19 protein-coding genes are annotated in these 19,980 nt (G+C 62.9%); 10 read left to right on the top strand and 9 right to left on the bottom strand.

All coding sequences use genetic code 11. The annotated features are described in order from the left end of the window. The first annotated feature begins 10 nt into the window (after nt 1-10). From uvrC to tpiA, 7 genes are all read left to right on the top strand, one after another. The gene (gene uvrC, locus AC2ETI_RS01235) at nt 11-2,203 is read left to right on the top strand and encodes an excinuclease ABC subunit UvrC (protein ID WP_264614510.1); all 2,193 of its coding nucleotides are present in this window, start codon (nt 11-13) and stop codon (nt 2,201-2,203) included. Then, nucleotides 2,200-3,099: an RNase adapter RapZ gene (gene rapZ, locus AC2ETI_RS01230; RefSeq protein WP_003944872.1), complete on the top strand. Its 900-nt coding sequence runs from the start codon at nt 2,200-2,202 to the stop codon at nt 3,097-3,099. Before uvrC ends, rapZ begins: the two co-directional genes overlap by 4 nt. Beyond that, complete coding sequence (locus AC2ETI_RS01225; RefSeq protein WP_019748388.1) at nt 3,096-4,160, top strand: gluconeogenesis factor YvcK family protein; 1,065 nt, start codon at nt 3,096-3,098, stop codon at nt 4,158-4,160. Before rapZ ends, AC2ETI_RS01225 begins: the two co-directional genes overlap by 4 nt. Then, nucleotides 4,157-5,134, top strand: a complete 978-nt coding sequence (gene whiA / locus AC2ETI_RS01220; RefSeq protein ID WP_021344225.1) for a DNA-binding protein WhiA — start codon at nt 4,157-4,159, stop codon at nt 5,132-5,134. The genes AC2ETI_RS01225 and whiA overlap by 4 nt, the downstream gene beginning before the upstream one ends. A gap of 158 nt (nt 5,135-5,292) precedes the next feature. Next, nucleotides 5,293-6,312, top strand: coding sequence for a type I glyceraldehyde-3-phosphate dehydrogenase (gene gap / locus AC2ETI_RS01215; RefSeq protein ID WP_003944851.1), 1,020 nt, complete (start codon nt 5,293-5,295; stop codon nt 6,310-6,312). A 17-nt stretch (nt 6,313-6,329) separates the two neighbouring features. Then, nucleotides 6,330-7,541, top strand: a complete 1,212-nt coding sequence (locus AC2ETI_RS01210; RefSeq protein WP_019748389.1) for a phosphoglycerate kinase — start codon at nt 6,330-6,332, stop codon at nt 7,539-7,541. A 6-nt stretch (nt 7,542-7,547) separates the two neighbouring features. Continuing rightward, nucleotides 7,548-8,333, top strand: a complete 786-nt coding sequence (tpiA, locus tag AC2ETI_RS01205) for a triose-phosphate isomerase (protein WP_019748390.1) — start codon at nt 7,548-7,550, stop codon at nt 8,331-8,333. Nucleotides 8,334-8,443: 110 nt separating this feature from the next. Here tpiA and AC2ETI_RS01200 read toward each other — a convergent pair whose 3' ends face one another. After that, nucleotides 8,444-9,244, bottom strand: a complete 801-nt coding sequence (locus AC2ETI_RS01200) for a tyrosine-protein phosphatase (RefSeq protein ID WP_317831942.1) — start codon at nt 9,242-9,244, stop codon at nt 8,444-8,446. 209 nt (nt 9,245-9,453) lie between these two features. Between AC2ETI_RS01200 and secG the strand changes: the two genes are divergently transcribed. From secG to AC2ETI_RS01185, 3 genes are all read left to right on the top strand, one after another. After that, the gene (gene secG / locus AC2ETI_RS01195; protein ID WP_003944946.1) at nt 9,454-9,687 is read left to right on the top strand and encodes a preprotein translocase subunit SecG; all 234 of its coding nucleotides are present in this window, start codon (nt 9,454-9,456) and stop codon (nt 9,685-9,687) included. 103 nt (nt 9,688-9,790) lie between these two features. Then, a complete protein-coding gene (gene ppc / locus AC2ETI_RS01190; protein ID WP_029538096.1) occupies nt 9,791-12,565 on the top strand; it encodes a phosphoenolpyruvate carboxylase in 2,775 nt (924 codons plus the stop codon). A gap of 104 nt (nt 12,566-12,669) precedes the next feature. Next, complete coding sequence (locus tag AC2ETI_RS01185) at nt 12,670-13,455, top strand: oxidoreductase (RefSeq protein WP_483633471.1); 786 nt, start codon at nt 12,670-12,672, stop codon at nt 13,453-13,455. Here AC2ETI_RS01185 and AC2ETI_RS01180 read toward each other — a convergent pair. The 8 genes from AC2ETI_RS01180 to zwf all read right to left on the bottom strand — a co-directional run bounded on the left by AC2ETI_RS01180 (nt 13,442) and on the right by zwf (nt 19,978). Next, nucleotides 13,442-13,954, bottom strand: a complete 513-nt coding sequence (locus AC2ETI_RS01180) for a hypothetical protein (RefSeq protein ID WP_483633470.1) — start codon at nt 13,952-13,954, stop codon at nt 13,442-13,444. The genes AC2ETI_RS01185 and AC2ETI_RS01180 overlap by 14 nt on opposite strands. Before the next feature lie 121 nt (nt 13,955-14,075). After that, a complete protein-coding gene (locus tag AC2ETI_RS01175; RefSeq protein WP_019748395.1) occupies nt 14,076-14,396 on the bottom strand; it encodes a TfoX/Sxy family protein in 321 nt (106 codons plus the stop codon). A gap of 27 nt (nt 14,397-14,423) precedes the next feature. Then, on the bottom strand, nt 14,424-15,146 hold the full coding sequence (locus tag AC2ETI_RS01170) for an AAA family ATPase (RefSeq protein ID WP_483633469.1): 723 nt from the start codon (nt 15,144-15,146) through the stop codon (nt 14,424-14,426). After that, on the bottom strand, nt 15,088-15,522 hold the full coding sequence (locus AC2ETI_RS01165; protein WP_483633468.1) for an iron chaperone: 435 nt from the start codon (nt 15,520-15,522) through the stop codon (nt 15,088-15,090). Before AC2ETI_RS01165 ends, AC2ETI_RS01170 begins: the two co-directional genes overlap by 59 nt. A gap of 26 nt (nt 15,523-15,548) precedes the next feature. Continuing rightward, entirely contained in the window at nt 15,549-16,469 is a 921-nt protein-coding gene (locus tag AC2ETI_RS01160) for an SDR family oxidoreductase (RefSeq protein ID WP_483633467.1), read from the bottom strand. Between the two features lie 326 nt (nt 16,470-16,795). Further along, on the bottom strand, nt 16,796-17,533 hold the full coding sequence (pgl, locus tag AC2ETI_RS01155; RefSeq protein WP_019748399.1) for a 6-phosphogluconolactonase: 738 nt from the start codon (nt 17,531-17,533) through the stop codon (nt 16,796-16,798). Continuing rightward, nucleotides 17,526-18,434, bottom strand: coding sequence for a glucose-6-phosphate dehydrogenase assembly protein OpcA (gene opcA / locus AC2ETI_RS01150; RefSeq protein ID WP_019748400.1), 909 nt, complete (start codon nt 18,432-18,434; stop codon nt 17,526-17,528). Before opcA ends, pgl begins: the two co-directional genes overlap by 8 nt. After that, the gene (gene zwf / locus AC2ETI_RS01145; RefSeq protein ID WP_020907722.1) at nt 18,434-19,978 is read right to left on the bottom strand and encodes a glucose-6-phosphate dehydrogenase; all 1,545 of its coding nucleotides are present in this window, start codon (nt 19,976-19,978) and stop codon (nt 18,434-18,436) included. The genes opcA and zwf overlap by 1 nt, the downstream gene beginning before the upstream one ends. Nucleotides 19,979-19,980 lie beyond the last annotated feature (2 nt).

The following is a 19,980-nucleotide window of genomic DNA, read 5'->3' as shown; positions in this document are numbered from 1 at the left end:
ACCTGAAACCGTGCCGGATCCCTCGACTTACCGCCCCGCTACCGGAACCATTCCGGCTGCGCCGGGCGTCTACAAATTTCGCGATCCGCATGGTCGGGTCATTTACGTCGGAAAGGCGAAAAGCCTCCGTTCACGTTTGAACTCGTACTTCGCGGACGTCACGACACTTCATCCCCGTACTCGGCAGATGGTGACCACCGCCGGCAGCGTCGAGTGGACCGTCGTCAGTACCGAAGTCGAAGCGCTTCAGCTCGAGTACAACTGGATCAAGGAATTCGATCCGCGGTTCAACGTGCGGTACCGCGACGACAAGACGTATCCGGTCCTCGCCGTGACGCTCAACGAAGAGTTCCCGCGGCTGTTCGTCTACCGCGGTCCGCGGCGCAAGGGCGTCCGCTACTTCGGTCCCTACTCGCATGCCTGGGCGATTCGCGAAACACTCGATCTGCTGCTGCGAGTATTTCCCGCACGAACGTGCTCGTCCGGAGTCTTCAAACGACACAACCAGATCGGCCGGCCGTGTCTGCTCGGTTACATCGACAAGTGCTCGGCGCCCTGCGTCGGACGAGTCAGCGCCGAGGAGCATCGTCAGATCGTCGAAGATTTCTGCGACTTCCTCGCCGGCCGCACGGACAAGCTGGTCAAAGATCTCGAAAAGCGCATGCAGCAGGCTTCCGAGGACCTCGATTTCGAGACTGCAGCCCGTCTGCGTGACGATATCGGGGCTTTGCGCAAGGCGCTCGAGAAGCAGGCCGTCGTACTCGGTGACGGCACCGACGCCGATCTCGTCGCCTTTGCCACCGATGATCTCGAAGCCGCCGTTCAGGTGTTCCACGTGCGCGGCGGACGCGTGCGGGGTCAGCGTGGATGGGTCGTGGAGAAGGCAGGCGATGCCATCGACTGGGCCGCACTCGACGCCGAGTCCGACCTGCCGATCCTGGTCGAGCAGTTCCTCACCCAGTTCTACGGGGAGCAGGCGGCACTCGACCCGGGAGCGGGCTCCGAGGCCGGGATCAGCGCCGTTCCCAAGGAAGTTCTCGTGCCGGTCCTGCCCGCCAACGCGACCGAGATCCAGGCGTGGCTGAGCAAGCTTCGGGGATCGCAAGTGCAACTGCGGGTTCCGCAACGCGGCGACAAGAAAGACCTCGCCGAAACGGTCCAGCGAAACGCGAAAGAGGCTCTGGCGCAGCACAAGCTCAAGCGCGCCGGCGATTTCACCTCGCGTTCTGCGGCGCTTCAGGGCATCCAGGAAGCACTGGACCTGGACTCGGCTCCGCTACGAATCGAATGCATCGACATCAGTCACGTCCAGGGAACCGACGTCGTGGCGTCACTGGTCGTGTTCGAAGACGGGCTCCCGCGTAAGTCGGACTACCGCCATTACGCGATCAAGGAAGCTGCCGGCGACGGTCATTCCGACGACGTGGCGAGTATCGCCGAGATCACTCGCAGGCGGTTCCTGCGACACAACCGCGACCTGGGCATTCTCGCTGCGTCGGCGTCGACCATGGACGCGGACGGTGGGGATCTGGCTCCCGAAGCGGCGATCGACCCGGCGACGGGCCGGCCTCGGCGGTTCGCCTATCCACCCAATCTGTTCGTCGTGGACGGCGGCGCCCCCCAGGTCACGGCCGCAGCGGCGGTCCTCGACGAGCTGGGGGTCACCGACGTTGCGGTAGTCGGCTTGGCCAAGCGACTCGAAGAGGTGTGGGTACCGGGGGAAGACGATCCGGTCATCCTTCCCCGAACGAGCGAGTCGTTGTACCTCCTGCAACGCATCCGAGACGAAGCCCACCGCTTCGCGATCACGTTCCATCGCAGCAAGCGCTCGAGGCGGATGACGGCTTCGGCTCTGGACTCGGTCAAGGGGCTCGGTGAAACTCGCCGTACTGCTCTGGTGGCTCACTTCGGTTCCGTGGCGAAGCTGAAAACGGCAACGGTCGAGGAGATTATGCAGGTCCCCGGTATCGGTGAGACCACAGCCACAGCAGTTCTGGCCGCACTCGGCACGGATTCGGCTGCAACCGATGCGGGTGCTGAAGCTCGAGCGCTGCCAGCCGCGGTAGGGGATGATGAGCTGGACAAGGAATCCGAATCGTCTGTTACCTCTGCTGACGCGCCCAGCGCCGAATCCGGTAGCGGTGACGAGGGCTCCGAGTCGCGAGAATTGTCCATGCCGACGACGGGGCCGAGTGCACAGTGACTACCGACAGCGCCAAAGACAGTCGAACGATGGATTTCCTGCTGGTGACGGGATTGTCCGGAGCCGGTTTGAGTACCGCTGCCAAGGTGCTCGAAGACCTCGGCTGGTATGTCGCGGACAATTTGCCACCTGAGCTCATTTCCCGGATGGTCGGTCTGAGCTTGACCTCCGATCCGCCGGTCGATCGTCTCGCCGTCGTGATCGACGTGCGGAGTCGACTCTTCACCGGCGATCTCGGGTGGGTGCTCACCGAACTCGAGGCGGAGCCGATCCACACTCGGGTGCTGTACCTCGAAGCGTCCGACGACGTGTTGATCCGACGGTTCGAACAGGTGCGCCGCAGTCATCCGTTGCAGAACGACGGCATCGACGGCACGTTGTCCGAAGGGATCGCAGCCGAGCGTCGGCAGTTGGCCGTGGTGAAGGCGGCCGCCGATCTGGTCATCGACACGTCGGCGCTGAAGGCACATCAGCTGCGTCAGAAGATCGAAACGGCGTTCGGGAACGATGCCAACCGCACGATGAAGGTGACGGTCCAGTCGTTCGGATTCAAGTACGGCCTGCCGATGGACGCCGATCTCGTCTGTGACGTTCGATTCCTGCCCAATCCCCACTGGATCCCGGAACTTCGCCCGCACACCGGTCAGGATGCCGACGTCCGCGACTACGTGTTGTCCCGCGAGGGCGCGGAAGACTACCTAGACACCTACCGACATCTGGTCGATTTGACGATCGCCGGATATCGGCGAGAAGGAAAGCGCTACATGACAATTGCGGTCGGGTGCACCGGCGGTAAGCACCGAAGCGTGGCCATGTCCGAAGCTCTCGCGAGGCGTTTGGGTTCCGAGGACGACATCTCGGTCAGCATCGTGCACCGGGATCTGGGGCGCGAATGAGTGAACCGACACATAGCTCGCGGGAGAAGCCAGATGGGCCGGCCATCGTCGCGCTCGGCGGCGGGCACGGATTGTTCGCCACGCTCCAGGCCGTCAGACGCCTGACGGTCGACGTCACCGCAGTGGTCACGGTCGCCGACGACGGTGGTTCGTCGGGCCGGCTGCGCGCCGAACTCGGCGTCATCCCGCCCGGTGACCTCCGGATGGCGCTCGCGGCTCTCGCGTCGGACGAACCCGAGATAGTCGACTGGACTCGGACCATTCAGCATCGCTTCGGCGGTGTCGGCGCACTTGCCGGGCACTCGGTGGGCAATCTCATCCTGGCCGGACTCACCGAGGTGCTCGGCGATCCGGTCGTCGCGCTCGACGAGATGGCGCGACTGCTGCGAATCCGTGGCCGCGTGCTGCCGATGTCGCCGATCGCGCTCGAGATCGAAGCCGACGTTCAAGGACTCGAAGAGGACCCACGCGTCAGCCGCTGCATTCGTGGACAGGTCGCCGTCGCGACCACGCCGGGCAAGGTTCGGCGTGTGAGACTGCTCCCGTCCAACCCGCCCGCGTGTCCCGAGGCTGTGACTGCGATCGATCGTGCCGATCTCGTGGTTCTCGGCCCGGGATCGTGGTTCTCGAGCGTGATCCCGCACGTACTGGTACCCGAACTTGTCGAATCACTGTCGTCGACGAATGCTCGAAAGGTGCTGGTGCTCAATCTCGCACCCGAGCCGGGGGAGACCGCCGGATTCTCCGCAGAGCGTCACCTGCACGTACTCTCCCAACACGTGCCCGATTTTCGGGTCGACTACGTGGTGGTCGACTCGGCGTCGGTACCGGCCGGGCGTGAACGTGAACATCTGCAGCGTGCGGCGGATCAATTTTCAGCCGAAGTCAGGTACGCGGATGTCGCGGACACCTCACCGGGCGCAGCGCATGTACACGATCCGGCAAAACTGGCCGATGTACTGGCTGAACTGTCGAGCAGTGCGGCAGTAGGGGATTCGACACAGTCTTCCCTGCAAGAACAGCAATCCGAAGAACAGAGGGAGAACGCTTCGTGGCAATGACAGCGGAGGTCAAGGACGAACTGAGCCGGTTAGTGGTGACTCAGGTCAGCTGCCGCAAGGCAGAGGTCTCCGCGTTGCTGCGCTTTGCCGGTGGGCTCCACATCGTCGGCGGCCGGGTGGTCGTCGAAGCAGAGGTGGATCTGGGCTCCACGGCGCGACGTCTGCGCCGGGAGATTTTCGACCTGTTCACCTACAGTGCCGATGTTCACGTACTCAGTGCGGGCGGGCTTCGAAAATCCGCTCGCTACATCGTGCGTGTGGCGAAGGAGGGTGAGGCCCTCGCGCGCCAGACGGGACTGCTCGATCTTCGCGGGCGCCCGGTTCGCGGCTTGCCTGCGCAGGTCGTCGGCGGAAGTGTCGGCGACGCCGAAGCAGCTTGGCGCGGTGCGTTCCTCGCGCACGGTTCCCTGACCGAACCCGGCCGTTCGTCGGCGCTCGAAGTGAGCTGCCCCGGCCCGGAAGCTGCACTTGCTCTGGTCGGAGCTGCGCGGCGTCTGGGGATCTCGGCGAAGGCACGTGAGGTTCGCGGAACGGATCGTGTGGTGATCCGCGACGGTGAGGCCATCGGCGATCTCCTGACCCGAATGGGAGCCCAGGACACACGCCTGGTGTGGGAGGAGCGACGGATGCGACGCGAGGTCCGCGCCACCGCCAATCGTCTCGCCAATTTCGACGACGCAAACCTGCGACGCTCTGCTCGCGCTGCCGTTGCGGCTGCTGCGCGCGTCGAGCGTGCGTTGGAGATCCTCGGCGAGGACGTGCCCGATCACCTCGCGGCGGCGGGCGCACTGCGCGTCGAGCATCGGCAGGCGTCCCTCGAAGAACTCGGCCAGTTGGCCGACCCGCCGATGACCAAGGACGCCGTTGCCGGACGTATCCGTCGCCTGCTGTCCATGGCTGATCGCAAGGCCAAGGAAACGGGCATACCCGACACCGAATCCGCAGTGAATGTGGAGCTACTCGAAGAGGGGTGACCTGCCCTCCGTCAGGGTGGGCTGCGCACGTTCGGGCCACGCGCATTAGGGTATGAGTCACATCGACCGATGAACCCCACGTCCGCGTCGTGCACACACGGATTCGGAGTATGCGTGGGTCAAGTTGCACACCAGAATCATGGTCAAAGGAGCGAATTGTGACTGTCCGGGTTGGCGTAAACGGTTTCGGCCGTATCGGACGTAACTTCTTCAGGGCGGTGGATGCGCAGAAGGCGCTCGGAACCACCGATATCGAGATCGTGGCAGTCAACGACCTGACTGACAACGCGACGCTCGCTCACCTGCTGAAGTACGACTCCATCCTCGGCCGTTTGCCGTACGACGTGTCGCTCGACGGTGACGACACGATCGTCGTCGGCGATCAGCGCATCAAGGCCCTCGCACACCGCGGCCCGTTGAACGAGCTTCCCTGGGGCGAGCTGGGCGTCGACGTCGTCGTCGAGTCCACCGGCATCTTCACCGACGCCGCAAAGGCCAAGGGACACCTCGAAGCCGGCGCCAAGAAGGTCATCATCTCGGCTCCGGCCAAGGGTGAAGACATCACCATCGTCATGGGCGTCAACGACGACAAGTACGACGGCAGCCAGAACATCATCTCCAACGCGTCGTGCACCACCAACTGCCTCGGCCCCATCGCCAAGGTTCTCGACGACGAGTTCGGCATCGTCAAGGGTCTGATGACCACGATCCACGCGTACACCCAGGATCAGAACCTGCAGGACGCTCCGCACGCAGACCTCCGTCGCGCCCGCGCAGCTGCCCTCAATATCGTTCCCACCGGCACCGGTGCAGCCAAGGCAATCGGCCTGGTTCTCCCGCAGCTGCTCGGCAAGCTCGACGGCTACGCACTGCGCGTGCCGATCCCCACGGGCTCGGTCACCGACCTCACCGCGAACCTGAAGAAGTCGGCTACCGCCGACGAGATCAACGCCGCGATGAAGGCCGCTGCCGAAGGACCCCTCAAGGGCATCCTGAAGTACACCGACGCACCGATCGTCTCCTCGGACATCGTCACCGACCCGCACTCGTCGATCTTCGACTCGGGTCTGACGAAGGTCATCGACGACCAGGTCAAGATCGTTTCCTGGTACGACAACGAGTGGGGCTACTCCAACCGCCTCGCCGACCTCATCGGCCTCGTCGCCAAGTCTCTCTGAGCGGAGTTTCGATAACAGTGGCAGTTCAGACGCTGAAGGATCTGCTGGACGCTGGGGTCGAGGGGCGCACCGTACTGGTGCGTTCCGACCTCAACGTCCCGTTGGATGGCGGAGAAATCACGGACCCGGGCCGCATCGTCGCGTCCGCTCCCACCCTGCGGGCACTTGCCGAGGGTGGAGCGAAGGTCATCGTGACCGCGCACCTCGGGCGCCCCGACGGTCAGCCCGATCCCAAGTTCTCCCTCGCACCGGTTGCCGCGAAGTTGGCCGAAATCCTCGGTCGCAACGTGCAACTCGCCGGTGACGTCGTGGGACAGGACGCGCTGGCTCGTTCCGAAGGACTCACCGATGGTGACGTCCTGATGCTCGAGAACATCCGTTTCGACCCTCGCGAGACCAGCAAGGACGAAGCCGAGCGGGTCAAGCTCGCCAAGGCTCTCGTCGAGCTGGTCGGTGACGACGGCGCATTCGTCTCCGACGGATTCGGTGTTGTTCACCGTAAGCAGGCGTCGGTCTTCGACGTCGCGAAGCTGCTCCCGCATTACGCCGGTTACCTGGTCGGCGCCGAGGTCGAGGTGCTCGCCAAGCTCACGCAGGACGCTGCGCGTCCGTACGCGGTGGTGCTCGGTGGCTCCAAGGTCTCGGACAAGCTGGCCGTCATCGAGGCACTGGCACCGAAGGTCGACACTCTGGTGATCGGCGGCGGAATGTTCTACACGTTCCTCGCGGCTCAGGGTGTCTCCGTGGGCAATTCGCTGTGCGAAGAGTCCATGATCGAGACCTGCAAGGGTCTCCTCGACCGGTACGCCGACGTCATCCACATCCCTCAGGATGTTGTCGTCGCGGACTCCTTCTCGGCCGATGCCGAGTCGAAGATCGTTCCGTTCGACAAGATTCCCGACGGCTGGATGGGACTGGACATCGGACCGGAGTCGGTCAAGCGCTTTGCCGCGATCCTGACCGGCGCCAAGACGGTGTTCTGGAACGGCCCGATGGGCGTGTTCGAGTTCCCGAAGTTCGAGGCAGGCACCCGCGGTGTCGCCGAGGCAATCGTGGAGGCAACCGAGAAGGGCGCCTTCAGCGTCGTCGGCGGCGGCGACTCCGCAGCAGCCGTTCGTCAGCTCGGTATCCCGGACGAGGGCTTCTCGCACATTTCCACCGGTGGTGGCGCTTCCCTCGAGTACCTCGAGGGCAAAGAGCTGCCTGGCATCGCAGTACTGGAAGGCTGATCCGACATGGCACGTAAGCCGTTGATCGCCGGCAACTGGAAGATGAATCTGAACCACCTCGAGGCTATCGCCCTGGTGCAGAAGATCGCTTTCTCCTTGCCTGCGAAGTACTTCGACAAAGTGGACGTCACGGTCATCCCGCCGTTCACCGACATCCGTAGCGTCCAGACGCTGATCGAGGGCGACAAGCTCCTCCTCACGTACGGCGCGCAGGATGTCTCGGCTCAGGACTCGGGTGCGTTCACGGGCGAGATCAGCGGCTCCATGCTGGCCAAGCTCGGATGCACCTTCGTCGTGGTCGGCCACTCGGAGCGTCGCACCCTTCACGGTGAGACCAACGAGACCGTCCTCGCCAAGACCAAGGCCGCTCTCAAGAACGGCCTCACGCCGATCGTGTGCATCGGTGAAGGCCTCGAGATCCGCGAAGCGGGCGATCACGTTGCCTACAACGTCGACCAGCTCAAGGGTTCATTGGCGGGCCTGAGCGCGGAGGAGATCTCCAAGATCGTCATCGCGTACGAACCTGTCTGGGCCATCGGCACCGGCCGGGTCGCTTCTGCCGCCGATGCACAGGAAGTGTGCGCTGCGGTACGAGCAACAGTTGCCGAACTTGCCGACGCCGAGGTCGCAGCCGGCGTTCGCGTTCTGTACGGCGGCAGCGTCAGCTCCAAGAACGTCGGAGAGATCGTCGGCCAGACCGACGTCGACGGCGCTCTGGTCGGCGGCGCGTCGCTCAAGGCTGACGAGTTCGCGACACTGTCTGCGATCGCTGCAGGCGGTCCACTCCCGTGATGTGATCGGGTCGTGAGCTGGAAACTGCAGGACACTGTTACTGCATGACACTGAACTGCGGGCGTGTGACCGAGTAGGTCACACGCCCGCAGTTTTTTGATTCGCCGGATTCAGCGCACGAGTTTGGTTTCCAAAGCGCCGACGAGTTCGGGAGCAAGGTCCAACCCGGTGGTCAGATAGTTCTCGACGGTCCCGTAGTGGTGTTCCACCTGCTCGAAGGCAGCGCCCAGGTAACTTGCGTCGACGGACAGCAGCAACCGGATCACCTCGCCCTTGTCTGCATCTGTGGCGGCGGCGATCGTTGCGACCGTCGCATCGATGTACTCGGCCGAGTACGTATTCGTGAGCAGGTAGTCCGCCATGATCGTTTCGCGCGGTACACCGGCGAGTGTTTGCAGTAGTGCTGCTGCCCAGCCTGTTCGGTCCTTGCCTGCCGTGCAGTGGAAGAGTTGCGGCCCGGCGGTAGTGGCCAGGGCGGCGAACAACTGCGAGAATCCGCTGCGAGTGACCGGGTCTGCGACAAAGCTGCGATTGATGTTCTGCATGAAAGCTGTTGCAGCGTCCGCTGTTCGGAGAGCCATCGCTTCGGCGTGGATGTTGCCGGACAGGATGGGAATGTGGGCGTACATAGCCGGCGTAGGCACGGTGTCGGGAGTTTCGTTCGCTTCGGTTTCGGAGCGCACGTCGTAGACGGCAGTCAGCCCCAGCGATTCCACGATCGCAAGATCCTCAGGCGAGGGCGTCAGCACGTTTGCGCGGTAGAAAACTCCGCGGCTCATCGCCTGTCCGCTGGTCGTGACGTACCCGGGGCCGGCCACGTCGCGGAAGTTGTGAATCGAAGCCAGACGTGGTGTGTCGGGCAAGGGTATGTCGGGCAGGGCAGTGTCGGGCAGGGCAGTGTCGGAAAGCATGGAGCCGGCCTTTCGGAGGTAGAGTCGCGTCAACTGAAAAACTACTGAATCGGTATCTCGACAGTGTGATCGATGCCACTGACCAAGAGTCGTGCCTGGCCGGGTGCAAAGTCATGTGCGAGGCGGGTATGTGGTCAGGCTATCTGTGCGCGCCTGTATGGTGTTATCGGTTGTAGTTGTCCCTATTGGATTGGTGGACGTAGACAGACATGAAACTGTTCCTGGATATCCTGCTGGTCATCACCAGCTTGCTCCTCATCGCCTTGGTGCTCCTGCACCGCGGTAAGGGCGGCGGTTTGTCGAGTCTGTTCGGTGGCGGTGTCCAGTCCAGCCTGTCCGGATCGACTGTTGTCGAGAAGAACCTCGACCGGTTGACGGTCTTCACCGCGTTGATCTGGCTCATTTCGATCGTCGGCATCGGCCTGGAGATCAAGTTCGCCTGATTCTCGGCTCATGACTTGCAGCCGGTAGTTTTTCACACACGAATTTCAGACACGGAACCCCGCCTATCGAGCGGGGTTCTTTGTTTCGGTCGATAATTGAGTGATGACTGAAACCGCGTCGCATCGAGAAACACCGCGAGAGGCCACCGAGCCGCTGCGCGAAGACATCCGGCTTCTCGGCGGAATACTCGGACAAATAGTGCGAGAGCAAGCCGGCGACAATGTTTTCGATCTGGTCGAGCGAGCCCGTGTCGAGTCGTTCCGAGTCCGTCGGTCGGAGATCGACCGCGCCGAACTGGTGTCGCTGTTCGCCGAAATCAGTACGGACGACGCCATTCCCGTCATTCGTGCGTTCAGTCACTTCGCGCTGCTCGCCAACCTGGCCGAGGACATCCACCGCGAGCGTCGACGGGCCATCCACGTCAACGCGGGTGAACCGCCCCGCGACAGCACTCTCGCCGCCACGTACACCAAACTCGATGCAGCCGATATCGATTCGGCTACCGTCGAAGAAGCGCTGCGGGGCGCCCTGGTCTCACCCGTCATCACCGCTCACCCGACGGAGACTCGACGCCGCACGGTGTTCGAGACGCAGAGTCGGATCACCGAGTTGATGCGATACCGCGAGCGCACGGCGCTGAGCGTCGCAGAAACCGCTGATGTCGATCTGCAATTGCGCCGTCAGATCCTGACCCTGTGGCAGACGGCTCTGATCCGGCTCAGCCGCCTCCGTATCCAGGATGAAATCGAGGTAGGCCTGCGCTACTACGACGCGGCGTTGTTCGAGGTGATTCCGAAGATCAATGCCGAGGTCCGCAAAGCTCTACGAACGCGTTGGCCGGACGCCGGGCTCCTGCCGGAACCGATCCTGAGGCCGGGTTCGTGGATTGGCGGTGACCGGGACGGCAATCCGTACGTGACCGGCGAAATCGTCCAGCGCGCCACGTCGCGCGCTGCGGCGACTGCTCTCGAGCATCATCTCGAGGAACTCGAACATCTCGAGCGTGAACTGTCGATGTCGGCGCGGCTGGTGTCCGTCACGCCCGAACTCGATCTGCTGGCGTCTACCTCCGGCGACGATTCTGCATTCCGGGCCGACGAGCCGTACCGTCGCGCGATTCGCGGCATCCGCGGGCGATTGAGCGCAACCGCACTGACGGTGCTGGGGGAGTTGCCCGCCCACGGCTCCGACGACGGACTCGAGGCGTACACCGACCCGGCACAGCTGCAGCGGGATCTCGGAATCATCGACACCTCGTTGCGTCGTTTCGGCGACGAGACCATCGCCGACGATCGACTCGATCGGCTCCGAGAAGCGGTGGAGGTGTTCGGCTTTCACCTGTCCGGTCTGGACATGCGGCAGAACTCCGAGGTACACGAAAGCGTCGTCGCAGAACTTCTGGCGTGGGCCGGAGTTCACCCGGACTACACGTCCTTGCCGGAAGCCGATCGAGTCGAACTGCTGTCGGCCGAGTTGACGACGCGGCGACCACTGACTTCGCCGGACGCCGAGTTCAGCGAATTGACCACCAAGGAACTGGCCATCATGGCGGCCGGCGCCAAGGCAGTGCGGGTTCTCGGAGCGGGCGCAGTACCCAACTACATCATCAGCATGTGTACCTCGGTCAGCGACATGCTCGAAGCTGCGGTGCTGCTCAAAGAGGTCGGGGTGCTCGATCCGGGCGTCGGTAGCGAACCCTCCTGCCCGATCGGCATCGTCCCGTTGTTCGAGACGATCGAGGATCTGCAGGGCGGCGCCGACACATTGCTGGCGACGCTCGACATCCCGATCTATCGTGCGATCGTCCGTTCGCGCGGTGACAGTCAGGAAGTGATGCTCGGGTACTCCGACTCGAACAAGGACGGCGGGTACTTGGCCGCCAACTGGGCGCTGTACCGTGCCGAACTCGACCTCGTCGATGCCGCGCGTAAGAGCGGAATCAGGTTGAGGCTCTTCCACGGCCGCGGCGGAACCGTCGGACGTGGCGGCGGACCGAGCTACGAAGCGATTCTCGCGCAGCCCCCCGGCGCAGTCGCTGGTTCTCTGCGAATCACCGAGCAGGGTGAGGTGATTGCGGCCAAGTACGCCGAACCGCGTCTGGCGCACCGCAACCTCGAAACACTCATCGCCGCGACTATCGAGTCGACGTTGCTCGATGTCGAAGGTCTTGGCAGCGACGCAGATGCGGCCTACGCGGTGTTGGACGAGTTGGCGGCACTCGCCCGTACCGCGTACAGCGAATTGGTGCACGACACACCAGGATTCGTGCAGTACTTCGAAGCGTCGACACCGGTCGCCGAGATCGGAGCACTCAACATCGGCTCTCGTCCGGCCTCTCGCAAGCAGACCAAGGCGATTTCCGATCTGCGTGCCATTCCCTGGGTGCTCTCGTGGAGTCAGTCTCGCGTGATGCTTCCGGGTTGGTACGGAACCGGCGCCGCGTTCGAAAGATGGATAGACGGAGACGACACTCGGCTTGCCACGTTGACGGCCCTGTACGAGAAGTGGCCGTTCTTCCGAACCGTGCTCTCGAACATGGCCATGGTGATGTCGAAGTCTGATCTCGGTTTGGCGGCCCGCTACGCGGACCTCGTGCCCGACGCCGAACTGCGCGATCGAGTCTTCGGAATGATCACCGACGAGCACGAACGCACAATTCGCATGTACAAGGCAATCACAGGCAACGAGAACCTCTTTGCCGACAACTCGGGCCTCGAGCGTTCGGTTCACAACCGGTTCCCGTACCTCGAACCTCTCAACCATCTACAGGTCGAGCTGATCCGTCGGTACCGTTCCGGCGACGAGAGCGATCAGGTGCGTCGGGGTATCCAGCTGACGATGAACGGCCTGGCCACTGCGCTTCGTAACAGTGGCTAGGTAACAGCGGCTGGTTCTGCAGGTTTACCAGGGTGTGCGTGCGGCGACTCTAGAGCTGTCGCACGCACACCCAACGCTGCGCACCGGACCGAACGGGGACCGCAGTGGATCTGCAATTGGACGGACGAACTGCCGTGGTTACCGGCGCGGGAAAAGGTATCGGGTTGGCGATCACTCGGGCCTTGGTGGCCGAGGGAGTCCACGTCGTCGCGGGCTCGCGGACGCTCTCGCCGGAACTCGAATCGCTGCAGTTCGGCGGCGCCGTCACCTTTGTCGGCGTCGACCTCGCGAGTGTCGAAGGATCTACCCGACTGCTCGAGGTTGCAGCAGCGAGGGGCGGCGTCGACATCTTGGTCAACAACGTCGGCGCCGTCACTCCGAGAACGAGCGGCTTCGCGGCTATCACGGACGAAGAGTGGGCGTCGTCGTTCAATCTGACGTTCTTGTCGGCTGTACGCACTGTTCGCGCTGCGCTGCCGGAGTTGATCCGCCGAGGTGGCGGGAGCATCGTGACGATCAGTTCGGTCAACGCATTCTTGCCTGACCCCACGGTGATCGACTACAGCGCCGCCAAAGCGGCGTTGACCAACTTCTCGAAGTCGTTGTCGAAAGAACTGGGCGGGAACGGTATCCGCGTCAATACCGTCAGCCCTGGTCCGGTGCAGACGGAGTTGTGGCTCGGCAAGCACGGAGTGGCCTCGATGCTGGCGAAGGCGAATGGTTCAGCCGCCGACGATATCGTCGAAAGTGCCGCCGCCGGCGCCGAGACCGGCCGCTTCAGTTTTCCCGAAGAGGTAGCGGACCTGGTGTTGTTCCTCGCCAGCGATCGCGCGGGGAACGTGACGGGCGCGGATTTCGTGATCGACGGCGGTCTGATCAAGACCTTGTGATCATTGCTGCCTGAAACCTGATCATGTGCGCGACGGTCGACGACGTGATGCACAGGATCACTGCGGACGCGATGACCACCCACAATCCCCACCCGATGGACGGTCCGGCGGTGTGCCCTGCGACCTCGGTACTACGTCGCACAATGGACGCGGCGTTTCCGACGGCAACGATCAAGACGGCGATTCCCACCAGCGGTCCCGTGCAGTGATTCTTCATCTCGGGCGTGACGTCCCGAACCATGAGGGTGATCAGCGCGGTTACCGCGCCCAGAGCGAGGACGAGTGTGATCACTCCGCATTCGTCGGTACCACTGTGGTCGAGGGCGGAGGACGACGTCCACGGGCCGAGGCTTCCGGCGACGATCCCGGCGCACGCCCACAGCGATCCGATGAGGCTAGGTCCGTAACGGTCGGGCATGAGGGAGGGAATCGTGCGGGTCGACGGCGGCTGAAACCCGAAGGCGCGTTGGTGATCCGGCTGATTGGGTGTGAACGTCACGCGACGGACCACCTTTCCTCCGCGCCGTCGTGGCGCCCAATCCAATGCTTTTTCGGAGTCTAGGGCCGCCCACTTCACTTTTTGCCGAATCGAGCGAAATTGATCGAACCGGCAGTACCAGTCAGTGCACGAAGTCCAGAGCTTCCTTGATCCACGCATTGAACTCGACGTTCGAACTCGTCCCGGTTCGGTCGACGACGATCCATCCCTTGCTCATCGGCTTACCCCGCATCTCGGGCCAACTTGCACCCTTGTGCGTCAGGAGTTCGTCAACTCGATCGGGGTCACACCGAACCATGATGTTGCCGTGTGAGTTCGCACTGGCGGCCAGCTTCCCGTTCACCATGAAGCTCAGCCCACCGAACATCTTTACTTCTTCGACGTCGCTCTCGCCCGAGAGCGCATCGCGGATACGCTCAGCCAGCGCCTTGTCGTATGCCATGGAGGCCTCCTGGGGTGGAGTTCCAGGTTAGATCAGGTGGCGCAGGTACGTCTGCGGGTCGTGAAGGAACCGCTGCCAGTTCGAGACCAGATCGAGGTCCTCCCAGCTCGCGGCTCGGATTCCCCATTCGCCGATCTCGAGCAGATTGGCGTTCGGCAGTGCCGCGATGATCGGCGAGTGCGTCGCGATCACCGCCTGCGCGCCGGATTCCATCAGCTCACCTAGCAGCGCGACCAGCGTCAAGGTCCCTTGGAATGAGAGTGCGGCATCGGGTTCGTCGATCAGATAGAAGCCGCCGTCGGAGGTCCTCGACGACAAGATCTCGAGCAGCGCCTCACCGTGGGAAAGGTGATGGTAAAGCGGTTCAGGTCGCCTGGGATTGGGGTTGTCCTCCAAATACGTGTACAACCCGTGCAAGGTTTCGTCTCGGAGGTAGTACGCCCACTTCGACGCGCCGGGGCTCCGCTCGACCACAAGGTCGAGGCCGCTCGGTTCACTCGATCTGGTCTGATGTCGCGTATTGGTAGACCCGCCTTCGGCATTGAGACCGAGAACGGCGGCAAGAATTTCGATGACGGTCGACTTCCCCGCTCCGTTTTCGCCGACCAGAATGGTGACACCCGGTGGAAGTTCAAGACCGTCCCGAACGATCTGCGCAACCGCGGGCACCGTCATCGGCCAGCTGCCTACGTCAGCGCCCGACGATGTCCCGGCCTTGATGCGTCGGATGGGTTGTCTCTGCACGGCCATACGCTCTCACAAGGCTCCGACGGGAACTGAGGTTAGTGGCGCTGCGCGAGCAATTCGACGATTCGAGCCACGAGATCGAGGGGATCGGTTTGTTCAGCGGGAACCTCACGGTTGATTTCGCAGCCCGGTACGGGTCGACGGACTTCTCGAACTCTGCGTCACCTGCGGGGAGTGGGTACATCGAGATGTGGTGTTTCCAGCCTGCGAAGTGAACCAGGTTCTTCCCATTCACCGTCATGGTCGGCATCCGATAGCTGATGGTCTCATCGAGGCCGGGAACAGTGCTGTGGATCGTCTCGCGGATGCTCCCGAGGGCTCGCTGCACGCTGGTGGGAAACGACGCGATGTATTCGTCGATCGTCGCGAATTCGGCCATGAAACGGATCTTAATCACTGTCGGATTCAGTTGGCTCGCCAAAAATCGGGGCGGCTGCCGTCGGTGTCGGTGAACCCGTATGCCGTTCCGAGTTCGCCTGAACTGACCGATCGCTGATTCCATCGCTTCCGATTCGAATCGGCGGCGAGGGCGGCGATCGCACGTCCTGTGAATCTTGGTGACTCGGAGCGGGCAAAATCCGGAGGTGCAGTCGGCCCATCCCGCTCCGGCGACAAAGCGTCACGCCAATTCGATTCGCCGACACCAAAATTGTCGAGCATCATCTCCGATCGCAGGAACCCCGGAGTGATGGCGACGGCAGTACAGCCGAACGGGGCAAGTTCGTGGCCTTGCGAAAATGCAAGCCTGTTCACGGATACCTTCGCCAGGTCGTAGAACACCGAGATGCGATAGTTCGATGCGTTGTATTCGGTAGTGCCGTCGGTTATTTCGGCGACCAGTCCGCCTAGCCGATCGATCATCAGCGGCAGGAGGTGGTGCGACGTGGTGATGTGGGTGTCGATCGCCAGGCGCAGAATGTGAAAGCCCTTGTCCAGATCGTGTTCCCATACCGGCGTGTTCCACTCCGCCGGCCCACCCTTGAGTAGTTCCGCGCCCCAGATGTCATTGACCAAGATGTCGATATGTTGATAGTCGGCGCGCAAGCGTTCGGCGAGATCAGCCACTTGTTTGCTCTTGAGATGATCGACGGCAATCGGCACGCCGACGCCGCCCAGTTCGGTGACAAGCTCTGCCGTCTCCTCGATGGTTTCGCCGCGCGGATAGTCCGACTGAAGTATTCCGGCAGATGTGCTCCGGCCAGTGCAGATGACGGTTGCACCGGCCTCACCCAGGGCTGCGGCGATTCCGCGTCCGGCGCCCCTCGTCGCCCCGGCAACAACAGCCACTCGCCCGCGAAGTGCATCCGGATTCGGTGTCCACGACATTGTTCGATTGTTCTCGCCTGGATTGCTTCGTTCAAGAGTGAAAGCGATCTGCGGAACCGAACCCTACTTCGCGGCGTCCAAGGTAGTAATCGCTCGAAAGAACGAGACAGGGGGAGAGATGAATCATTGTGCAGGGCAGAGTGCCCGTTGGAGACAAGGGATCTCGGGATTGAGTTCCGTTCCGTCAAAAGGAAATTCGCATCGGATCCGGACTCAGCGGGTAGTCATGACTCGCCACTGTGAAAATGTCCTCGATGTACCACCGGGCCGGGAATCGCCTGAAGACGATTCCCGGCCCGGTGTGAAATCAGATCCGTGAAATCAGATCAGAGCTGCGAGGCAGCGTCCGTATCGAGGAACCAACGCGTCGCCACCAAACCGGTGGCGCCGGCGGACGGCCAGTCCTCGGACGAAGCACCTCCGACAGCTTTGGCAACGGCCTCGGCCTTTGCAGCACCCGAGACGAGCAGCCAGACCTCTTTGGCACGCCGAACAGCAGGCAACGTCAGGGTGATCCGTACCGGTGGCGGCTTGGGGGAGTCCGTCACCGCGACAACGAAACGAGCTTCCTCGCGAACGGCGTCGGTGTGCGGGAACAACGAGTTGACGTGTCCTTCTCCACCCATGCCGAGCAGGTGCACGTCGAACGTCGGAACCTGATTGCCGTGTGCCTGAGCGCCCAGCAGTTGTTCGTACGCCGTCGCCGCCCCGTGCGGATCACCGTCGTAGATACCGTCGGAGGCGGCCATCGCATGCACCCTGTCGGGATCGACCGGCACGTGATCGAGAAGCGCCTCACGAGCCTGGACTTCGTTCCGCTCGGGATCGCCGGACGGCAGGAACCGCTCGTCGCCCCAGTACAGATCGATCTGCGACCAGTCGATGTCGCCGGGAGCGTCACGCAACTTCTCGAGAAGTGCGATCCCGGTTCCGCCACCCGTCAGAACGATGGATGCGAACCCGCGAGCCCTCTGGGCATCAACGATTGTCGTGACCAGGCGTGCGGCAGCGGCATCGACCAGTTGGCCGGCGTCGGAAAACTTCTCTACGACAACATCACTCATAGGTCACCTTCTCCAATCCAGCCAGAGCTTCTTCGTAGATCTCGTCCGGATCGAGCCGACGCAATTCCTCGGCGAGGCAATCGCGCGTCTCTCGACGACCGAGCGAGACCAGCGAGTCGGGCTGACCGGTGCGGATCAGGGTTGCGGTCGTACCCTCCTGTGGGCGGCTGATGGAGATGCTGCGAGTCTCCAGCTTCAGCTCGACGGTGAGCTCACCCGTACGTCGGATGACCGGACCGTCGATCTTGGCTGCCAACCAACCGGCGAGAATATCCAGTGCCGGTTCGGTTTTGAGACCGGAGACCACCGCTGAGGTGATCTTCTCGTGCGGCGGCTGATCGAGAGCCGACGCGAGCAGTGCGCGCCAGTAGGTGACGCGACTCCAGGCGAGATCGGTGTCACCGGCGGTGTACGACGCGAGTCGTCCCTTGATGGTGGCAGTCGGATCCGGGGCACCGGTGGCGTCGGTGATGCGACGGATCGCAAGCTTTCCGACGGGGTCCTTCGCCGGAATCTCAGGTGCCTCGAGGGGCCACCACGCGACTACCGGTGTGTCGGGGAGCAGGAACGGGATGACGACGCTGCTCTCGTGGTCCGCCAGGGGGCCGTAGAGGCGCAGCACCACGACCTCAGAGGCGCCGGCATCCCCACCGACGCGGATCTGAGCATCGAGCCGAGGCTCGCTCTGCTCGTCGCCACGCAGAAGCACGATGACGCGGCAGGGGTGCTCGCGGCTTGCTTCGTTGGCGGCCTCGATTGCGGCCTCGGCGTTCCCGGTGTCCCTGGTGCAGACGACAAGCGTGAGCACACGTCCCAGGGTGACAGCGCCGCCGGTCTTACGTACCTCGACCAGTTTCTTGCTGACCTGGACCGTGGTGGTGGAGGGCAAATCGAGAATCACTAGGGTCGCCTCCATTCGCGTCCGGTGCGTTGCATCATTTCGTCCGCAGACGGTGGTCCCCACGTTCCAGCCTCGTAGGGTTCCGGCTTGCCGCCGGCTGCCCAGTGTTCGAGGACGGGATCGAGGATTTCCCAAGACAATTCGACTTCGGCATTGACGGGGAAGAGAGACGGTTCGCCGAGCAACACGTCGAGGATGAGTCGCTCGTACGCCTCCGGTGACGACTCGGTGAAAGCCTGACCGTACGAGAAGTCCATGTTGACGTCACGGACTTCCATGCTCGATCCGGGAACCTTCGAGCCGAACCGCATGGTGACGCCCTCGTCAGGCTGCACGCGGATCACGAGTGCGTTCTGGCCGAGATCTTCGGTCATGGTCTTGTCGAACGGCAGGTGTGGTGCGCGCTTGAAGACCACTGCGATCTCGGTGACGCGGCGGCCGAGACGCTTGCCCGTGCGCAGGTAGAATGGCACGCCCGCCCAGCGACGGGTGTCGACCTCGAGGGTGATGGCGGCAAAGGTCTCCGTTGTGGAGTCCGCTGCGAAGCCCTCTTCTTCGAGGAGTCCGACCACCGGCAACCCGCCCTGCCAACCACCTTCGTATTGTCCGCGGGCAGTGGTCTCGTCGAGTGGTTCGGCCAGACGCGTTGCCGAAAGAACCTTGATCTTCTCCGCCTGCAGATTGAGCGGTTCGAAGCTGATGGGTTCTTCCATCGCCGTGAACGCGAGCAATTGGAGCAGGTGGTTCTGGATCACGTCACGGGCCGCGCCGATGCCGTCGTAGTACCCGGCACGCCCACCGAGGCCGATGTCCTCGGCCATCGTGATCTGGACGTGGTCGACGTAGTGCGCGTTCCAGATCGGATCGAACAACTGGTTCGCGAAGCGCAGAGCCAGGATGTTCTGGACCGTTTCCTTGCCGAGGTAGTGGTCGATACGGAAGACCGTGTCCTCGGGGAACACCTTGTTGACGACGGCGTTCAGTTCGCGAGCGCTCTCGAGGTCGTGACCGAACGGCTTCTCGATGACAACTCGTCGCCACTGACCGTCCTCGGCCTGCGCGAGGCCCGACGCCGACAGTTGCTCGAGCACCTGAGGAAACGCGTTGGGCGGAATCGCAAGGTAGAACCCGTGATTGCCGCCGATACCACGTTCGTTGTCGAGGGTGGCCAACGTTTCGGACAGGTTCTGGAAGGCCTCGGCCTCGTCGAAACTGCCCTCCACGAACCGGATACCTTCGGCGAGCCTCTCCCAGACATCCTGACGGAACTTGGTGCGAGCACCGTCCTTGACTGCTTCGAGGACGACGTTCGCGAAGTCCTCGTCCGTCCATTCACGCCGGGCGAACCCGACCAGAGCGAATCCGGGCGGCAACAGTCCACGGTTGGCGAGGTCGTAGATGGCTGGCATGAGCTTGCGCCTGGCGAGGTCGCCGGTAACACCGAAGATCACCAGGGCGCAGGGCCCCGCAATGTGCGGAAGCCGTTTGTCGGTGCTGTCCCGAAGGGGATTCACCCAATCTGATGCCGCCGCGGAATCGCTCACAG

This window comes from Rhodococcus sp. MurmanLake-1 (assembly GCF_056945715.1).
The sequence above is the reverse complement of the archived record's forward strand: the minus strand, read 5'-3'. Positions and strand labels throughout refer to the sequence as shown.

Coding starts and splice junctions, on each gene's coding strand:
- AC2ETI_RS01160 (WP_483633467.1), bottom strand. CDS start 16,469: ATGTCGTGGACACCGAATCCGGATGCACTTCGCGGGCGAGTGGCTGTT.
- AC2ETI_RS01165 (WP_483633468.1), bottom strand. CDS start 15,522: ATGGCCGAATTCGCGACGATCGACGAATACATCGCGTCGTTTCCCACC.
- secG (WP_003944946.1), top strand. CDS start 9,454: ATGAAACTGTTCCTGGATATCCTGCTGGTCATCACCAGCTTGCTCCTC.
- AC2ETI_RS01200 (WP_317831942.1), bottom strand. CDS start 9,244: ATGCTTTCCGACACTGCCCTGCCCGACACTGCCCTGCCCGACATACCC.
- ppc (WP_029538096.1), top strand. CDS start 9,791: ATGACTGAAACCGCGTCGCATCGAGAAACACCGCGAGAGGCCACCGAG.
- AC2ETI_RS01170 (WP_483633469.1), bottom strand. CDS start 15,146: ATGGCCGTGCAGAGACAACCCATCCGACGCATCAAGGCCGGGACATCG.
- AC2ETI_RS01175 (WP_019748395.1), bottom strand. CDS start 14,396: ATGGCATACGACAAGGCGCTGGCTGAGCGTATCCGCGATGCGCTCTCG.
- AC2ETI_RS01225 (WP_019748388.1), top strand. CDS start 3,096: ATGAGTGAACCGACACATAGCTCGCGGGAGAAGCCAGATGGGCCGGCC.
- pgl (WP_019748399.1), bottom strand. CDS start 17,533: ATGAGTGATGTTGTCGTAGAGAAGTTTTCCGACGCCGGCCAACTGGTC.
- whiA (WP_021344225.1), top strand. CDS start 4,157: ATGACAGCGGAGGTCAAGGACGAACTGAGCCGGTTAGTGGTGACTCAG.
- tpiA (WP_019748390.1), top strand. CDS start 7,548: ATGGCACGTAAGCCGTTGATCGCCGGCAACTGGAAGATGAATCTGAAC.